The organism is Promicromonospora sp. NPDC019610 (genome assembly GCF_044389365.1).
Lineage (GTDB): Bacteria > Actinomycetota > Actinomycetes > Actinomycetales > Cellulomonadaceae > Promicromonospora.
Genome location: NZ_JBIRXX010000005.1, coordinates 43,824 through 55,994, shown reverse-complemented (window position 1 = coordinate 55,994; position 12,171 = coordinate 43,824). Strand labels below are relative to the sequence as shown.

The following is a 12,171-nucleotide window of genomic DNA, read 5'->3' as shown; positions in this document are numbered from 1 at the left end:
TAACGGGCCTATGTTACTGCCGTGGTGTGGGGGTGGGTGTTTTGCCGGCCGCCGGACAACCATTCCCAGCAAGGGGGTGGGGTCAGGGTCGCAACAGCGACCCTGACCCCACCCCCTTCCTGCATTTCCGGGGAAGATTTCACACGCGACGGGCGGGGATCCGGGCGAGCCGAGGCCGTGCGGCGACTAGACTGGCGGCCATGTCCACCATCTCCCGCGACGAGGTCGCGCGCGTGGCTGCGCTGGCACGAATCGATCTGCGACCGGACGAGGTCGACCGCCTTGCCGGTGAGCTCGACGTGATCGTCGAGTCGGTCGCTCGCATCAGCGAGGTCGCCACCGCAGACGTGCCCGCGACGAGCCACCCGCTCCCGCTGACCAACGTGTTCCGAGACGACGTGCCCGAGGCCCCGCTGCCGGTCGAGGACGTCCTGGCCGGAGCCCCGCAGCAGGAGAACGGCCGGTTCGCCGTCCCGCAGATCCTTGGCGAAGAGTGAGATGGGTACCAGCGACATGACGAACGACATCACCCGGCTCAGCGCGTCCGACCTCGCGTCCGCGCTGCGCGACAAGACCCTCACCAGCGTCGAGGCTACGCAGGCCCACCTGGACCGCATCGCCGCCGTCGACGGCGACCTGCACGCGTTCCTGCACGTCTCCTCCGCGGAGGCGCTGGCCACGGCCGCCGAGGTGGACGCGAAGCGCGCCGCCGGCGAGGAACTGCACCCGCTCGCGGGCGTGCCCATCGCGGTCAAGGACGTCGTCGTGACCAAGGGCCTGCCGACGACCGCGGGGTCGAAGATCCTCGAGCACTGGGTCCCGCCGTACGACGCGACCCTCGTGGAGCGCATCAAGGCCGCGGGCCTGCCGATCCTCGGCAAGACCAACATGGACGAGTTCGCCATGGGCTCCTCGACGGAGCACTCGGCGTTCGGCAACACGAAGAACCCCTGGGACCTCGACCGGATCCCCGGCGGGTCCGGCGGTGGCTCCGCCGCCGCGGTGGCCGGCTTCGAGGCCCCGCTCGCGATCGGCACCGACACCGGCGGCTCCATCCGCCAGCCCGGCGCCGTCACCGGCACCGTCGGCGTCAAGCCCACCTACGGTGGCGTCTCCCGCTACGGCCTCATCGCCATGGCGTCGTCGCTCGACCAGGCCGGCCCCGTGACCCGCACCGTGCTCGACGCCGCGCTGCTGCACGAGCTGATCGGCGGGTACGACCACCACGACTCGACGTCGATCAACGAGCCGGTCCCCGGCGTCGTCGCCGCAGCCCAGCAGGGCGCGAAGGGCGACCTGAAGGGCCTGCGCGTCGGCGTCGTCAAGGAGCTCTCGGGCGAGGGCTACCAGGCCGGCGTCTCCGCGCGGTTCGAGGAGTCGCTCGACCAGCTGCGCGCACTCGGCGCCGAGATCGTCGAGGTGTCCTGCCCGAGCTTCACGTACGCGCTCGACGCGTACTACCTGATCATGCCCGCCGAGGCGTCCAGCAACCTGGCCAAGTTCGACGGCATGCGCTTCGGCCTGCGGGTCGAGCCGGCCGAGGGTCCGGTCACCGCGGAGCGCGTCATGGGCGCCACGCGCGGTGCGGGCTTCGGCGACGAGGTCAAGCGTCGCGTCATCCTCGGCACCTACGCCCTGTCCGCGGGCTACTACGACGCCTACTACGGCAGCGCGCAGAAGGTCCGCACGCTGATCCAGCGCGACTTCGCGGCCGCGTTCGAGCAGGCCGACGTGCTGGTCTCGCCCACGGCGCCGACCACGGCGTTCAAGTTCGGCGAGAAGCTCGACGACCCGCTGGCGATGTACCTCAACGACGTCGCGACCATCCCCGCGAACCTTGCCGGGGTCCCCGGGATGTCGCTGCCGAACGGCCTCTCGGACGACGGCCTGCCCGTCGGCTTCCAGATCCTCGCCCCCGCCAAGGCGGACGACCGCATGTACCGCGTCGGCGCCGCCCTCGAGGCAGCCCTCGAGAGCAGCTGGGGCGGCCCCCTCCTGAACCAGGCACCCGAACTCAAGACCACGGAGCTCGCCCGATGACCGCACCGTCGACCGCCACGGCCACGAGCCTGGTCGCCTACGAGGACGCCGTCCGCCGCTACGACCCGGTGCTGGGCATCGAGGTGCACGTGGAGCTCGGTACGCTCACCAAGATGTTCTGCGCGGCCGAGGTCGCCTACGGCGGCGAGCCCAACACCCAGGTGACCCCGGTGAGCCTCGGCCTGCCGGGCGCGCTGCCGGTGGTCAACGGCAAGGCCGTCGAGTACGCGATCCGTATCGGCCTCGCGCTGAACTGCAGCATCGCCGAGAGCTGCCGGTTCGCCCGGAAGAACTACTTCTACCCGGACGTGCCGAAGAACTTCCAGACGTCGCAGTACGACGAGCCGATCGCCTACGACGGCTGGATCGACGTCGAGCTGGAGGACGGCGCGGTGTTCCGCGTGGAGATCGAGCGCGCGCACATGGAGGAGGACGCCGGCAAGAACACCCACGTGGGTGGCTCGACCGGCCGCATCCAGGGCGCCGAGTACTCGCTGGTGGACTACAACCGCGCCGGCATCCCGCTGGTGGAGATCGTGACGCGGCCCATCGAGGGCGTCGGCGACCGCGCCCCCGAGGTCGCGCGGGCCTACGTGCAGACGCTGCGCGACATCTTCCGCTCGCTGGGGGTCTCCGAGGCCCGCATGGAGCGCGGCAACGTCCGCGCGGACGTGAACCTGTCGCTGCGGCCCACGCCCGAGTCGCCCCTGGGCACGCGCACCGAGACCAAGAACGTGAACTCGTTCCGCTCGGTCGAGCGTGCGGTCCGCTACGAGGTGTCCCGCCAGGCGGGCGTGCTCGACGCCGGGCTGCCGGTGATCCAGGAGACGCGCCACTTCCACGAGGAGGACGGCACCACGTCGTCGGGCCGCGTGAAGTCGGACGCCGAGGACTACCGCTACTTCCCCGAGCCCGACCTGGTCCCCGTGGCCCCGAGCCGCGAGTGGATCGAGGAGATCCGGGCGACCCTGCCGGAGCTCCCGGTCGCGCGCCGCCGTCGGCTCCAGGGGGAGTGGGGCTACGCCGACGCCGAGATGCGCGACGTCGTCAACGCGGGTGCGATCGACCTCATCGAGGCGACCGTCGCCGCCGGCACGAGCGCCGCGGGCGCCCGCAAGTGGTGGATGGGCGAGCTCGCCCGCCGGGCGAAGCAGGACGAGGTCTCGCTCGAGGACCTGTCCGTCACCCCGGCGCAGATCGCGCAGCTCCAGCAGCTCGTGGAGTCCGGCCGGATCAACGACAAGATCGCCCGCCAGGTGCTCGACGGCGTGCTCGCCGGCGAGGGCGACCCGGAGGCGGTCGTCGCGGCCCGCGGCCTCGAGGTCGTGTCCGACGACGGCGCCCTGCTCACCGCGATCGACGAGGCGCTGGCGGCTCAGCCCGACATCGTCGAGAAGGTCCGCGGGGGCAACCAGGGTCCGGTCGGCGCGATCATCGGCGCCGTCATGAAGGCGACCAAGGGCCAGGCCGACGCCAAGCGGGTCCGGGAGCTCGTGCTGGATCGGATCGGGCTGTGACGGCTCCAGCGGTGCCGATCCCGGCTGCGAGGCCGGGCCGGTGACCCGCGGACCCCTCCTGCACGGCGACATGACCCGGTTGCGGCCCATCGAGGCCCGCGACTCGGAGCGCCTGTGGGAGGCAGTCCAGGACCCGGAGGGCACCCGTCTGACCGGCACCACCGCCGTCTTCACGCGCGACCAGATCGACGAGTGGGCGCGCACCGTCAGCGACCGGCCCGGCCGGTACGACTGGGCGATCTGCCCGGCCGCCGTCCGGGACGGCAAGCCGATCAGCGACGACATGATCGGCGAGATCGTGCTGAACGACCTCGACGAGGCCGTCGGCTCGGCCAACCTGCGGCTCCAGCTCCTGCCGAACTACCGGGGCCGCGGGTACGGCCGGGAGGCCATCGACGAGGTCCTGCGGTTCGCGTTCGAGGGCGTCGAGGGTGATCCCGGCCCGCACCTGCACCGGGTGAGCCTCGACGTGCTCAGCATCAACCCGCGCGCCCAGGCCCTCTACGAGTCGCTCGGGTTCCGCCAGGAGGGCCGGCTGCGGGACGTCTACCGCGACGGCGACACCTGGGCGGACGCCATCGTGATGAGCATCCTCGAGGACGAGTACCGGGCGCTGCGGGACTGAGCGCCGCCGGGTCCCGGCCCAGCTGTCCCGGCCCCTGTCCCGTCCCGGGTCAGGGGCCGCCGGTGATGTAGGCGGTGAGCTGGTCCCGCTCGGCCTGCACCTCGGCGATCCGGTGCTTGACCACGTCGCCGATGCTCACGATCCCCGTGAGCCGCGCGTCCACGAGCACGGGCACGTGCCGCACGCGGTGCTCCGTCATCACGGGCATGAGCTCGTCGAGCGTGGCGTCGGGGCCGCAGGTGTGCACGGCGACCGTCATGATCGCCTCGACCGTGCCGTCCAGGATGTCGTCCCCGTCCGAGTGCAGTCGGCGCACGACGTCGCGCTCGCTGACGATGCCGTCGACGGTGACACCGTCGTCGGACACCACGACGGCGCCGATCCGGTGCTCGGCGAGGACCGCGAGCAGCTCGCGCACGCTCCGGTCCTTGGCGATGGTGACCACGGAGCCACCCTTGCGGCGCAGAGCCTCTGTCACTCGCATCGGGATACCTCCATCGAGTGCACGGCGGAGACCGCGTCGTTGCGGCCTCCTGACTACGACGGTACGGCACCGGGCGAAATTTCCCCAGGGGTGAGGGGGTCACCCTGTGGACGCCGCCTGTCGGTCCCGGCGGACCGGAGGTAGCGTGACGAGGCCGTTCGCCCGCATCGCGCACGGCCACCCAGCATCGAAGGAGCTGAACAGTCATGAGTCGTCCCCTGCGCTCCCGGACGTCCACCCACGGCCGCAACATGGCCGGAGCCCGCGCGCTCTGGCGCGCCACCGGCATGGGTTCCGAGGACTTCGGGAAGCCGATCATCGCGATCGCGAACTCGTACACGCAGTTCGTACCGGGGCACGTACACCTCAAGGACATGGGCGACCTCGTGGCCTCGGCCATCCGCGAGGCCGGTGGCGTCGCCAAGGAGTTCAACACCATCGCCGTCGACGACGGCATCGCGATGGGCCACGCCGGCATGCTCTACTCCCTGCCGAGCCGCGACCTGATCGCGGACTCCGTGGAGTACATGGTCCAGGCGCACACCGCCGACGCCCTCGTCTGCATCTCGAACTGCGACAAGATCACGCCGGGCATGCTGAACGCCGCGCTGCGGCTGAACATCCCGGTGATCTTCGTGTCGGGCGGCCCCATGGAGGCCGGCAAGGCGGTGGTGGCGAACGGCGTCGCGAAGACGCCGCTGAACCTGATCAACGCGATCAACTACTCGGCGGACGAGAACGTGGACGACGCCGCGCTCGGCCTCGTCGAGGAGAACGCGTGCCCCACGTGCGGCTCGTGCTCCGGCATGTTCACCGCGAACTCGATGAACTGCCTGACCGAGGCCCTGGGCCTGTCGCTCCCGGGTAACGGCTCGACGCTGGCGACGCACGCCGCCCGCAAGGAGCTGTTCCTGGAGGCCGGCCGCACCATCGTGGACCTGGCCCGCCGGTACTACGAGGACGAGGACGACTCCGCGGCGCCCCGCGGGATCGCCACCAAGGCGGCGTTCGCGAACGCGATGGCGCTCGACGTGGCCATGGGCGGCTCCACCAACACGGTGCTGCACATCCTCGCCGCCGCCCAGGAGGCGGAGGTCGACTTCACGCTCGCCGACATCGAGGACATCAGCCGCCGGGTGCCGTGCCTGTCCAAGGTGGCGCCCAACCACCCGGACTACCACATGGAGGACGTGCACCGGGCGGGCGGCATCCCCGCGCTGCTGGGCGAGCTCGACCGCGGCGGCCTGCTGGACCACGACGTCACGTCGGTGCACACGCCGACGCTGCGCGCGTGGCTCGACGACTGGGACATCCGCGGCGGCAAGGCCACCGACCGGGCGCTCGGCCTGTTCCACGCCGCGCCGGGCGGCGTGCGCACCACGAAGGCGTTCTCCACGAACAACCAGTGGGAGACGCTCGACACCGACGGCGCGGGCGGCTGCATCCGCGACGTCGAGCACGCGTACACCGTCGAGGGCGGACTGGCCGTGCTGCGCGGCAACCTCGCCGAGGACGGCGCCGTGTTCAAGACGGCGGGCGTCGACCCCGACGTCTTCCACTTCGTGGGCAAGGCGCTCGTCTGCGAGTCGCAGGACGAGGCCGTCGAGAAGATCCTGACCAAGCAGGTCGAGCCGGGCCACGTCGTCGTCGTGCGCTACGAGGGGCCGTCCGGCGGGCCGGGCATGCAGGAGATGCTCTACCCCACCTCGTACATCAAGGGCCGCGGGCTGGGCAAGGTCGTCGCGCTGATCACGGACGGCCGGTTCTCCGGCGGGTCCAGCGGCATCTCCGTGGGGCACGTCTCCCCGGAGGCCGCGGCGGGCGGCACCATCGGCCTGGTCGAGGACGGCGACGAGATCGAGATCGACGTCGACACCCGGCTGATCCGGATCAACGTGCCGGACGAGGTGCTCGCCGAGCGGCGCGCCAAGATGGAGTCGTCCGAGCGGCCCTGGCAGCCCGTCGCCCGCGACCGGTACGTGTCCCCGGCGCTGCAGGCCTACGCGGCCCTGGCGACGTCGGCGGACCGTGGGGCCGTGCGCGACGTCGCGCGCCTGCGGCGCGGCTGACGCCCGGGCGTGACCCTTTGCCCGACGGCGGACCTGAAGCCGGGTCCGCCGTCGGGCGACGCACTGACGAGCGGTGACGCCAGGGGGACGCCAGGAGGGACGCCAGGAGGGACGCCAGGGGGCCTGTCGGGTGTCGGTGACTCGTGCCATGGTGGTGGGACCCGGACCGCAGGACGCACGAAAGAGGGCGCGACCCATGAGTGACGAGATCACCGCCGCCGAGTTCACCGCGGCGGAAGGCACGGAGGACTGGCGGGTGCTCCACGACGCGGCGCTCGCGCGGTTCACCACCGGCTCGTTCGCCACCGGGCTGGTGCTGGTCGCCCGCATCGGTGAGCTCGCCGAGGCCGCGAACCATCATCCCGACGTCGACCTGCGCTACGGCAGCGTGACGGTGCGGACGTGGTCGCACGACATCGGCGGGCTGTCCGAGCGGGATCTCGGCCTCGCGCGCGCGATCTCGGCCGCCGCCCGCAACGTGGGCGTCGCGGCGGACGTGACCGGGCTGCGCGAGGTGGCGATCGCGGTCGACGCCGTGGTCGGGCCTGCCGTCCAGGCCTTCTGGCAGGCGGTGCTGGGTCACGAGGCGCAGCCCTACCGCGGCGGCAACACGGCCGCGGGCCGGCTGGTCGACACGGACGGGCGCGAGCCGCTGTTCTGGTTCCAGCAGAGCGACGAGCGCCGGGAGCAGCGCAACCGCATCCACGTGGACGTCTGGGTGCCGCACGACCTGGCCGAGGCGCGCGTGGCGGCGGCGGTCGCCGCGGGCGGGCGGCTCGTCACGGACAAGTACGCGCCGTCGTGGTGGGTGCTGGCCGACGCCGAGGGCAACGAGGCCTGCGTGTGCACCTGGCAGGGCGACTTCTGACCCACCGAAAAAGAGGATGAACCCCGGCCCGGGGACGGGTAGTGTCTCGCGCTTGTGCGCCCGCTCACCCCACCCGCCCGGAACCCCTACTGGCGGTTCCTCCTGGCGGGCTTCCGCGGGCAGTCCGCCTACCCGCTCGCGACCCTCGCCGGCCTGGTCGCGAACGCGACGTTCGGTGTGCTCAAGGGCTCGATCATGGGGGCCGCGGTCGAGAGCTCGGGCGGTGAGCTGGCCGGGTACACCGCCGGCAGCATGGCCGCGTTCGTCTGGCTGGGGCAGGGACTGCTCGGGTCGGTGAACTTCTGGGGCGGCAGCGACCTGCAGACCCGGATCAAGTCCGGCGACGTCGCCGTCGACTTCCTGCGGCCCGTGAGCGTCCAGGCCTCGCACGTGCTGACCGACGTCGGCAAGGGGCTGTTCGGCCTGCTGCCGCGCGGGCTGCCGAGCGTGCTCATCGGGGTCGTCATCGGCGGCATGGTGCTGCCGTCCGACCCGAGCGCCTACGCGCTCGGCCTGATCAGCCTGCTGCTCGGCATCGCCGTCTCGCACGCCTGCGTCTACGCCGTGGGCACGTCGGGCTTCTGGCTCGTGGAGTCCCGTGGTGTCGCCGTGTTCTACATGTCGTTCTCCGGGCTGTTCGCCGGCCTCTACACGCCCATCTACCTGTTCCCGGACTGGCTGCTGACGTTCGCGCTGCTCACGCCGTTCCCGTCGATGATGCAGCTCCCGGTCGACGTGCTCTCCGGCCAGGTCACCGGGGCCGGCGCCTGGCAGCACCTCGGCGTGCAGGCGCTGTGGCTCGCGATCGTGCTCGCCGTCGGGCACCTCACCACGCGGGCGGGACGCCGCCGGCTGGAGGTGCAGGGTGGGTGAGCCGGAGCGGAGCCGCAGGCTCAGCCACACGAAGGCGCTGGGTGAGACACTGCGCGCCTATCGCGCCGTGGTCGCCAGCCGGGCGCGCTCGCAGGCGAGCCACCGTGCCAGCTTCCGCCTGGACCTCGTCGGTGCGCTGATCGTCGGCCTCGTCGAGTTCGGCGAGATCTGGGTGCTCTACTCGGCGACCGACCAGATCGGCGGGTTCACGCTCGCGCAGATCATGCTCGTGTTCGGCCTGTCCGACCTCGCCTTCTCCCTGGCCGACCTGGTGGCTGGGCACTGCGACAACCTGCCGCTGTACGTGCGCGCCGGCACGCTCGACGTGTTCTTCCTGCGCCCGCAGCCGGTGCTGGCGCAGCTCGTCACGAGCGACCTCAGCCTGCGCCGGATCGGGCGCTGCCTGGTGGGCGCCACGTCGCTCACGGTCGGCCTGGTGCTCAACGACATCGACTGGACCGCCGGCACCGTCGGGCTGCTCCTGCTCGCGCTGGCCAGCGGCTTCGTCATCTTCACGGCCCAGTTCGTCACGGCGGCCGGGCTGCAGTTCTTCCTGGTCAACGGCGCCGAGATGACCAACGCGTTCGTGTACGGCGGGCGGTACGCGGCCACGCAGCCCACGAGCGTGTGGCCGCGCAGCCTGCTCGTGGTCTTCGGCGTCGTCTTCCCGGTGGCGTTCGCGGCCTTCCTGCCGGTCTCCACGCTGCTCGGCACGCCGGGCGTCGCGGGTCTGCCGGTCTGGCTGGGCTGGTTGGCGCCGGTCGCGGCGCTCTGGGCGGTTGTCGTCGCGGGGCTGTCCTGGCGGTGGGGCCTTCGTCACTACCGAGGAGCGGGTGGATGAACGTCATCGAGACCGAGGGGCTGACCCGGGTGTTCACCGGGCGGCCGGAACGCGGGAACCGGCTGCGGCGCTCGCGGCACGTCGCCGTCGACGACCTCGACCTGACCGTCGAGGCGGGCGAGTCCGTCGGCTACATCGGCGCGAACGGGGCCGGGAAGTCGACGACCATCAAGATGCTCGTCGGCATCCTGGTGCCCACGAGCGGCACCGTGACGACCATGGGGCTGCACCCCTTGAAGCAGCGGCGCGCGCTCGCCCGCCGGATCGGCGTGGTGTTCGGGCAGCGCTCGCAGCTCTGGTGGGACCTCCCGGTGCGGGAGTCGTTCTCGATCCTGTCCGCGATCCACTCCCTGACCGCGGCCGACGAGCGCGCCCGGACCGCCGAGCTGGTCGACATGCTGGAGATGGGGGAGTTCCTGGCCACGCCCGTGCGGCAGCTCTCCCTGGGGCAGCGCATGCGGGCCGAGGTCGCGGCCGCGCTGCTGCACCGCCCGGACCTGGTGATCCTCGACGAGCCGACGATCGGCCTGGACGTGCTGTCCAAGCAGCGCCTGCGCGAGTTCCTCGGGGCGCAACGGCGCGAGCACGGCACCACGCTGCTGCTGACGACGCACGACATGGGCGACGTCGAGCGGCTGTGCGACCGGATCCTGGTGGTGGACCACGGCCGCCTGGCGTTCGACGGCACGCTCGACGGGCTCGCGCGCACGGTCGGCGCCCGGCGGGAGCTCGTCGTCGACCTCGCCGTCGCGACCCCCGACCTCACCGACGTGCCGGGTGCGGAGCACGTCCGCAGCGACTCGGACGGCCTGCGGCAGCGGTTCGCCTTCGACCCGCAGCGCACGACGGCGGCGCGGGTGCTCGCCGCGATCTCCGAGCGCGCCGAGGTGCTGGACCTGTCGATCGCCGAGCCGGACATCGAGGACGTGGTGCGCGAGATCTACCGCGCCACGCGGCGGTAGCCGGCCGGGTGCCGCCGGTCTTGGCTCAGCCGTACAGCGACTGGACGTCGAGCTCGATCGGGAACGGCAGGTCGACCTTGAGGGTCTCGCGGTAGATGCCGGTCGGCACGTACGTCCTGGTGAGGTCGTCAAGCTCGTAGACGTGGATCGTCGTCGCCCCGTTGCCGTCGGCATCCTCGACGCGCCAGAAGTGGTGGATGCCGGCCTCGGCGTACTTGTGGGGCTTGACGGCCTTGTCGCGGTGCTCGGACTCTGGCGAGACCACCTCGACCGCGAGCACGATGTCCTCGACGTCGTACCAGGTCGCGTCTCCGTCGATCGCCGCCGTCGACGCGATCACGTCGGGCTCGGGCCGGTTGTGCTTGTCGAGGAGAACGGTCATCTCACTGTCGATGACGGTTCCCTCCGGTGCCTGGCTGGTCAGGCCGGAGCGGAGGGCGAAGATGACGCTGCTGTGCCAGCGACGTTGTGGGGACATCATGAAGACGAGGGCTCCGTCGATCAGCTCGGTGTGGCGGGGAGCGTCCGGCAGATTGTCCAGGTCCTCGGCGAGCCAGCCCTCCGGGCGCGGCGGGCGCATCCAGTCGGGGAGCTGAGTCATGGGAACACGGTAACAACGGGCAGCCGTGGTGTCATGGCTCATCGCTGCTCCTGTCGATCGCATGCCTAGACGTTAATACGTCTAGCCCTCCCGCGCTCGGCGAGCGGCCCGCTACCGTGTGCCGGGTGCTTCCCGAACCAGCCGCCGTGCTGAGCCCGGTTCCCGCCCGATCCCCCGAGCCCGCGCCGTCGACCCCGCGGTCGTCCCGGCAGGTGCCGCACCCCGTCGCCCGGATCGCCGAGGTGGCGGTTCACCTGCCCGAACGCACCCGGGACATGGCCGAGGCCGAGCGCGACCTGCACCGCAGGAACCCGAGGGTCGCGCCGCGCGTCCCGATGGTGTCGCGCCTGACCGGCGTGCGCCGGACCCACGTGGCCGACGCCGACCAGCAGGCCTCCGATCTCGCCGTCGCCGCCTCCCGCACCCTCCTGGACCGGGCGGGCCTGGGGCCGCAGGACGTGGACCTCCTGATCTTCGCCTCGGCCACCCAGGACATGATCGAGCCCGCCACCAGTCACATCGCCGCGGCCAAGCTCGGCGTCCGGGCGCCGGTGATGGACGTCAAGAACGCCTGCAACTCCGTGCTCAACGGGATCGAGGTGGCCGAGGCCCTCATCGGGACCGGCCGGTACCGCCGCGTGCTGGTCGCATCCGGCGAGATGCCGACGCGGGGCGTCCGGTGGGACGTGCCCGACCGGTCGACGTACGCCCTGTCCGCGGCCGGCTACACGATGTCCGACGCCGGGGCGGCGGTGCTCGTCGAGGCGGTCGAGGCACCGTCCGGCTTCGAGGACGAGCTGGCCGCCGAGCTCGCCGGCCTCGTCGAGCCCGCGGCTCCGCCGTCGGGCATCCTCGGCTCGGCGTTCACCGCCGAGTCGCAGCACTGGGACGTGGGCATGCTGCCCGGCGGCGGCACGTTCAACCCGCGCGACCCGGAGCGCAGCTACTTCGAGATCGACGGGTCGCGCCTGCGCGAGGCGTTCCTCGCGCTCGGGCCGGGACCGGTCGACGAGGCGCTGGAGCAGGCCGGCGTGACGATGGACGACGTCGCGCTCGTCGCGGTGCACCAGGTCGCGGTCGGCTACCTCGCGGACGTGCACGCGGCGCTCGGCGTGCCGGCCGACCGCACGATCGTCACCGTGGCCGACCACGGCAACCTCGCGTCGGCGACCCTGCCGCTGCAGCTCGTGACGGCGCTGGAGTCCGGCCGGCTGCGCCGGGGCGACGTGGTGCTGCTCCTCGGGCTGGCGGGCGGGATCAGCATGGGCGCGATGGTGGTCCGGTGGTGACA

At 72.0% G+C, this 12,171-nt stretch carries 12 protein-coding genes; 10 read left to right on the top strand and 2 right to left on the bottom strand.

Annotation, left to right across the window (positions count from 1 at the left end; translation table 11 throughout):
- The first annotated feature begins 200 nt into the window (after window positions 1-200).
- From gatC to ACH45N_RS27985, 4 genes are read left to right on the top strand one after another with little or no spacing between them, the layout of a single operon-like run.
- Window positions 201-497: an Asp-tRNA(Asn)/Glu-tRNA(Gln) amidotransferase subunit GatC gene (gene gatC / locus ACH45N_RS28000; RefSeq protein WP_020013625.1), complete on the top strand. Its 297-nt coding sequence runs from the start codon at window positions 201-203 to the stop codon at window positions 495-497.
- 1 nt (window position 498) lies between these two features.
- The gene (gatA, locus tag ACH45N_RS27995) at window positions 499-2,040 is read left to right on the top strand and encodes an Asp-tRNA(Asn)/Glu-tRNA(Gln) amidotransferase subunit GatA (RefSeq protein ID WP_397399614.1); all 1,542 of its coding nucleotides are present in this window, start codon (window positions 499-501) and stop codon (window positions 2,038-2,040) included.
- Window positions 2,037-3,557, top strand: coding sequence for an Asp-tRNA(Asn)/Glu-tRNA(Gln) amidotransferase subunit GatB (gatB, locus tag ACH45N_RS27990; protein ID WP_397399612.1), 1,521 nt, complete (start codon window positions 2,037-2,039; stop codon window positions 3,555-3,557). Before gatA ends, gatB begins: the two co-directional genes overlap by 4 nt.
- Before the next feature lie 40 nt (window positions 3,558-3,597).
- Entirely contained in the window at window positions 3,598-4,182 is a 585-nt protein-coding gene (locus tag ACH45N_RS27985) for a GNAT family N-acetyltransferase (protein WP_397399608.1), read from the top strand.
- 49 nt (window positions 4,183-4,231) lie between these two features.
- On the opposite strand, the gene ACH45N_RS27980 is transcribed toward ACH45N_RS27985, so the two are convergent.
- Window positions 4,232-4,666, bottom strand: coding sequence for a CBS domain-containing protein (locus tag ACH45N_RS27980; protein WP_397399606.1), 435 nt, complete (start codon window positions 4,664-4,666; stop codon window positions 4,232-4,234).
- 206 nt (window positions 4,667-4,872) lie between these two features.
- On the opposite strand from ACH45N_RS27980, the gene ilvD reads away from it, so the two are divergent.
- The 5 genes from ilvD (at window position 4,873) to ACH45N_RS27955 (ending at window position 10,279) form a co-directional block, all read left to right on the top strand.
- A complete protein-coding gene (gene ilvD / locus ACH45N_RS27975; protein WP_397399604.1) occupies window positions 4,873-6,735 on the top strand; it encodes a dihydroxy-acid dehydratase in 1,863 nt (620 codons plus the stop codon).
- Window positions 6,736-6,931: 196 nt separating this feature from the next.
- On the top strand, window positions 6,932-7,603 hold the full coding sequence (locus tag ACH45N_RS27970; protein ID WP_397399602.1) for a VOC family protein: 672 nt from the start codon (window positions 6,932-6,934) through the stop codon (window positions 7,601-7,603).
- Between the two features lie 54 nt (window positions 7,604-7,657).
- A complete protein-coding gene (locus ACH45N_RS27965) occupies window positions 7,658-8,476 on the top strand; it encodes an ABC transporter permease (RefSeq protein WP_397399600.1) in 819 nt (272 codons plus the stop codon).
- Window positions 8,469-9,317: an ABC transporter permease gene (locus tag ACH45N_RS27960; RefSeq protein ID WP_397399598.1), complete on the top strand. Its 849-nt coding sequence runs from the start codon at window positions 8,469-8,471 to the stop codon at window positions 9,315-9,317. Before ACH45N_RS27965 ends, ACH45N_RS27960 begins: the two co-directional genes overlap by 8 nt.
- Window positions 9,314-10,279, top strand: a complete 966-nt coding sequence (locus tag ACH45N_RS27955; protein WP_397399596.1) for an ATP-binding cassette domain-containing protein — start codon at window positions 9,314-9,316, stop codon at window positions 10,277-10,279. Before ACH45N_RS27960 ends, ACH45N_RS27955 begins: the two co-directional genes overlap by 4 nt.
- 25 nt (window positions 10,280-10,304) lie before the next feature.
- Here ACH45N_RS27955 and ACH45N_RS27950 read toward each other — a convergent pair whose 3' ends face one another.
- On the bottom strand, window positions 10,305-10,880 hold the full coding sequence (locus ACH45N_RS27950) for a Uma2 family endonuclease (protein WP_397399594.1): 576 nt from the start codon (window positions 10,878-10,880) through the stop codon (window positions 10,305-10,307).
- Between the two features lie 125 nt (window positions 10,881-11,005).
- On the opposite strand from ACH45N_RS27950, the gene ACH45N_RS27945 reads away from it, so the two are divergent.
- Entirely contained in the window at window positions 11,006-12,169 is a 1,164-nt protein-coding gene (locus ACH45N_RS27945; protein ID WP_397399592.1) for a 3-oxoacyl-ACP synthase III family protein, read from the top strand.
- Window positions 12,170-12,171 lie beyond the last annotated feature (2 nt).

What these genes read in the sequence shown, in the direction of transcription:
- gatC (WP_020013625.1), top strand. Translation starts at nt 201, where the DNA reads ATGTCCACCATCTCCCGCGACGAGGTCGCGCGCGTGGCTGCGCTGGCA.
- gatA (WP_397399614.1), top strand. Translation starts at nt 499, where the DNA reads ATGGGTACCAGCGACATGACGAACGACATCACCCGGCTCAGCGCGTCC.
- gatB (WP_397399612.1), top strand. Translation starts at nt 2,037, where the DNA reads ATGACCGCACCGTCGACCGCCACGGCCACGAGCCTGGTCGCCTACGAG.
- ACH45N_RS27980 (WP_397399606.1), bottom strand. Translation starts at nt 4,666, where the DNA reads ATGCGAGTGACAGAGGCTCTGCGCCGCAAGGGTGGCTCCGTGGTCACC.
- ilvD (WP_397399604.1), top strand. Translation starts at nt 4,873, where the DNA reads ATGAGTCGTCCCCTGCGCTCCCGGACGTCCACCCACGGCCGCAACATG.
- ACH45N_RS27970 (WP_397399602.1), top strand. Translation starts at nt 6,932, where the DNA reads ATGAGTGACGAGATCACCGCCGCCGAGTTCACCGCGGCGGAAGGCACG.
- ACH45N_RS27955 (WP_397399596.1), top strand. Translation starts at nt 9,314, where the DNA reads ATGAACGTCATCGAGACCGAGGGGCTGACCCGGGTGTTCACCGGGCGG.
- ACH45N_RS27950 (WP_397399594.1), bottom strand. Translation starts at nt 10,880, where the DNA reads ATGACTCAGCTCCCCGACTGGATGCGCCCGCCGCGCCCGGAGGGCTGG.